Annotated in this window: 4 protein-coding genes and 1 pseudogene; 3 read left to right on the forward strand and 2 right to left on the reverse strand. The window is 58.3% G+C overall.

Annotated elements, in window-relative coordinates:
- Together AB4043_RS15010 and AB4043_RS15015 are read left to right on the forward strand one after the other, a co-directional pair.
- Positions 1–674, forward strand: a 674-nt coding sequence (locus AB4043_RS15010; RefSeq protein WP_442307401.1) for an outer membrane protein assembly factor BamB family protein, incomplete at its 5' end; no start/stop codon positions are given.
- 89 nt (positions 675–763) lie between these two features.
- A complete protein-coding gene (locus AB4043_RS15015; RefSeq protein WP_442302634.1) occupies positions 764–1,750 on the forward strand; it encodes a sugar phosphate isomerase/epimerase family protein in 987 nt (328 codons plus the stop codon).
- A gap of 68 nt (positions 1,751–1,818) precedes the next feature.
- Here the strand turns inward: AB4043_RS15015 and AB4043_RS15020 are convergent, their stop codons facing one another.
- Positions 1,819–3,015 (reverse strand): MFS transporter, encoded by a 1,197-nt coding sequence (locus AB4043_RS15020; protein ID WP_442302633.1) that lies wholly within the window; start codon positions 3,013–3,015, stop codon positions 1,819–1,821.
- A gap of 36 nt (positions 3,016–3,051) precedes the next feature.
- Positions 3,052–4,254: a Gfo/Idh/MocA family protein gene (locus AB4043_RS15025; protein WP_442307402.1), complete on the reverse strand. Its 1,203-nt coding sequence runs from the start codon at positions 4,252–4,254 to the stop codon at positions 3,052–3,054.
- A 194-nt stretch (positions 4,255–4,448) separates the two neighbouring features.
- Between AB4043_RS15025 and AB4043_RS15030 the strand changes: the two are divergent.
- A pseudogene (locus AB4043_RS15030) lies at positions 4,449–4,738 on the forward strand (sugar phosphate isomerase/epimerase); the annotation flags it as partial.

Raw genomic sequence — 4,738 nt, forward strand, 5'->3', positions numbered from 1 at the left:
CCGATGCCATGTTCGGTGGCAAGATGCGTAAGCTGGCCATCACGGCGGCCCGGAATGGCTACTTCTTCGTGCTCGATCGCGTGACGGGCGAGCATTTGCTGACCAGCAAGCTTGTCGACTCTCCAAACTGGGCGAAAGACACCCTCGACAAGAACGGTGCTCCCGACCGCGACCCGTCCAAGGACTTTGACCTTGGTGGAGCCTTGGTCTCTCCGGCCAACGGTGGCATCGTGAACTGGCCGCCGCCGGCGTACAGTCCGCAGACTGGCTACTTCTATGCACATGCACAGGAGAGCTATGCGATGTACTACCTGGCCACCACCGACCCTCGCGGAGCGATGGGACTCGGCGGTAAAGATGAGCTGAGCGTCGGCTCGCTGGGAAGCTACCTGGTTGCGATGGATCCGAAGACAGGCAAGCCGGCCTGGAAGCATCGCTATCCCGGTGTTACCGGAGGAGGCGGCGGGCTCAACGGTCTGCTGACAACCGCGGGAGGCCTTCTCTTTGCTTCGGATGCACGCGGCAACTTTGTCGCGCATGATGCAGCCACCGGTAAGGCTCTTTGGCACACACGCATCTCCACAACCAATGCTCCGGAGACCTACATGCTCGATGGTCATCAGTATGTTCTTGTTGCCGGCAGCGATACGGTATATGCCTTCCGCCTGCAGTAAGAGGCGTTTGGAAATCGGGAAGGGCCGCTTCGTTGTGTCGCGGTCCTTTCCTCTGGCTCAACGAAGTCTTTAGCCCTAAGGAGTGACGCATGCGGTATTCAAGACGTGAATTCGGCAAACTCGCAATCTCGAGCCTGCCGGTAGCAGCTGCCGTGGCAGCCAACCCGGCTCGTTTGTTTGCAGCCACGAAGCCCAACTCGAAGTTCAACGGCGTACAGATTGGTGTCATCAGCTACAGCTACCGGCAGATGCCGCAGCACGGCGTGCTGGATGACTTGAAGTACATGGTCGAGAACGGTATTAACGCCTGCGAGCTGGAAACGATTCAGGAGGAGTGGGCTGGAGCTCCCAAGCGCCCGATGATACAGCGTCCTGCAGGTCCGCCGCCTGCAGCCGGTGCGCCGCGTCCCGCAGGTCCACGACCGGAGATGACTGAGTACAACGAAGCTCTGACGAAGTGGCGTACGACCATGCCGATCTCGAAGTATGAAGAGCTGCGCAAGATCTATGCCGACGCCGGCGTCTGGATCTATGCCTTCAAGGCCGGCCTCACGATGCGAATGCCCGATGCGGAGTTCGACTACGTCTTCAACGCAGCCAAGGCCTGCGGAGCGAACCATGTCACCATGGAGATGCCCGACGGTCAGTCGGAGCTGACCAAGCGCATCGGCGAGTTCGGCGCGAAGCACAAGATGATGATCGGCTATCACGCGCACCTGCAGGCTTTGCCTACCACCTGGGATGAAGCCTGCGCACAGTCTCCCTACAACGGCATCAATCTTGATCTCGGCCATTACACGGCTGCCGGTAACAAAGACCAGATTGAGTTCGTGAAGAAGCACCACGATCGCATCACCAGCATGCACCTGAAGGATCGCAAGAGTAAGGAGCACGGTGAAGCCAACACACCCTGGGGCGAGGGCGACACACCGCTCAAGGAAGTGCTGCAGTTGATGAAGAAAGAAGGCTACAAGTTCCCGGCCACCATCGAGGTGGAGTACCCAATCCCAGATGGCTCGGATTCGGTGAAGGAAGTAGGGAAGTGCCTGGCGTATGCCAAAGCTGCACTGGCTTAGTATTCGCCTCTAGCAGCAAGAAAGCCCGCGGCAGTTGCCGCGGGCTTTCTATTGCTTACTCCAGGAGCTTAGGCCTCAGCACCGTTCTCTTCTTTGAAGGCGAAGAAGAAGAACACCAGCACCACAGCGGCGATGGATGCTGCAACCAGCCAGATCGAGGTCCATGCGTGTCCCCCGTCCGGAGAAGCGAACCTGTCGACGACCACGCCTGAAAGCCATGAGCCAAGCAACATGCCTACGCCGTAGGTGATCAGGGTGATCAGCCCCTGCGCCGCGCTGCGGTAGGCTGCCGGCGCCTTGTGGTCGGTGTAGATTTGACCTGTCACGAAGAAGAAGTCGTAGCAGATGCCGTGCAGCAGGATGCCAAGCAAGAGCATCCAGACGCCCGCTTGCGGATTTCCATAGGCAAAGAAGACATACCGCAGTACCCATGCTGAAATGCCCGCGATCAGCATCCACTTCACACCAAGCCGGCGGAAGAACCAGGGGATGAGCAGCATGCAGCCCATCTCCGACATCTGGCCGAACGTCATCTTGCCCGCGGCGTTCGCCACACCGATCTGGTTCAGAAAGGGATTCGTGAAGGCGTAATAGAACTGCAGCGGAATGCAGATCAGGAACGACGCCAGGGCAAATACCAGGAAGCTGCGATCACCGAACATCCGTCGCACTTCGACCGGAAACAGATTGCTCACCTTGAAGCTCTCTGTTGCCTGTGGAGGCGTATTGGGTAGAAGCAGCGAATACACCGCCATCACGATTGAACCGCCTGCCGCCAGCTTGAGCGGAAGCGCCGTCGCGTCGCCATGGAATCCGTAACTCACAAGGAGTCCCGCGCAGATCCAGCCGATAGTTCCCAGCACCCGGATCGGAGCAAACTCCGACTTCGGATGGTTCATCTGGCGGAAAGCAATCGCGTTTACCAGGCCAAGGGTCGGCATGTAGAGGATGGAGTATGCAAGCACCAGCCCGTACAGTGGAGCGAAGCTCGTCTGCAGCGACGCTGCATACATCAGCCCAGCTCCGACCAGGTGCAGCAGCGCCAGCATCTTCTCCGCGGCCATCAGGTTGTCCGCGACCCACCCCGCGAGGAAGGGCGACAGCACAGCACCGATGGCTGTGGTACCGGCAACCATTCCCGTCTGCACGCCATTGAAGTGGAGCGTCTGGCTAACCCAGGTTGTTACTGTCACATACCAGGAACCCCAGATGAAAAACTCCAAAAACATCATGGCGCTCAGCCGGAACCGCATCTGCATGTTCATCGGGAAGTCGTCTCTCCGGAATCAGTTTGAATTGTTTTATTGTGCGGCCAGGGACGCCGTGTTGGTCTCGCCCGCAACCGCAGGCAATTGGACCCGCTTCCACACGCTACCAGCTTCATGGCTCGCCAGCATAGCGTCGAGAACGTGGCTGAGGTATTCGGCATCCGCAAAGGTACAGACGGTCGCCGGACGATCGCCGGTTCGGATCCACTGGTAAATATCCGCAATGATGTTGCGGAAGGCGTCGGGCCAGCCCTCCTGGTGTCCGCCAGGTAGCGAGGCATAGGCTGCCGCACCCGGAAGCATCAGGCTGGGATCTTTCTTCAGAATCTCGTTCGGCCGGTTGTAGTGACCGATCCAGAGCTCATTCTGTTCTTCCTGCAGCCAGCGAAGGGAAGAAGTACGGCCATTGAGTTCGAGTTGCAGCCCGTTCTTGTGGCCGGACAATACCTGACCGACCGTAAAGCATCCACGCGCTCCGTTATCGAAGCGGACCAGCACGGATGCGAGATCTTCGCCGTTGACGGTGACTGGATGCCGTTCGCCTGTCTGGTTCTGTGAGAACGCCTCAGCGGAGGCGCCGCTGGTGTAGCGGGTCTTCACCACAGTTGTCATGTCCGCCAGGACCTCGATGATGCGCGCTCCGGCGACATGCTGTGCAAGATCGCACCAGTGCGAGCCAATGTCGGCAAGCGCGGAACTCACGCCCCCTTTGGACGGATCGGATCGCCAGGAATAGACCTGATCGTCCGTCATCCAGTCCTGCAGATACTGACCGTGCACGAAGAAGACACGTCCAAGCTTGTCCTGTTCCACCATCTGGCGTGCCTGCTGCACCAGGGGATTGCCGCGATAGTTAAAGGTGACGGCATTTACTACACCGGCGGCATCGGCTGCCGCACGCAATGTGGAGGCCTCGTTCGAGGTCATCGCCAGCGGTTTGTCGGAGATGACGTGTTTGCCTGCTTCCAGAGYTGCAAGGCTGACAGGGAAGTGCAGATGGTTCGGTGTCGTGTTGTGAATCACATCGATATCCGGCCGCGCGATCAGCTCGCGGTAGTCGCCATAGGAGGTCTCGATGTGGAGCAGATCAGCTTTCTTCCGTGCCGAGGCAGCACTGGAGCCGGCGATTGCGACGACATCCACGTCTCCAAGGCGGCGAACTGCGTCAATATGGTGCGGTGCAATGAACCCAGGCCCTACCAGTCCCATGGAGAGGCGTTTCGGTTGTGTTGACATCAGCAGCTTTTCCTCGGTTCCGGCAGCGGTACGACTGCCATAAATCCTGCCTAGGCGTGCACAGGTTTGTCAAAGATAAAACGAATGCGTCGAATGAACCGCGATTCTTTGCGGACAATTGTTAATTATCAAAATATATGGTGCCGTCATAGGTCGATTTTGAACGCGATAGTATTGCGGCGAGGGTAAATGGAATGCGACTTGGTGTCTTCGATCCCGTCTTTGCGAAACTGAGCCTGGCAGAGATGCTGACCGAGCTGAAACGCTATCCCCAGATCACGGCCATCGAGGTCGGTACCGGTGGCTGGCCTGGAAACAACCACATCGATATCGATGCTTGTCTGCAGTCCCCGGAAGTTGCCGCATCGTTCAAGCGGCAAATCGAAGATGCCGGACTGGTGATCAGCGCGCTCTCGTGCCACGGAAATCCCGTTCACCCCGATCGGACAATTGCCAAGGATTACGACACCGTCTTCCGGAAGAC

The sequence above is a fragment of the Terriglobus sp. YAF25 genome, assembly GCF_052113305.1.
Classification (GTDB): Bacteria; Acidobacteriota; Terriglobia; order Terriglobales; family Acidobacteriaceae; genus Terriglobus.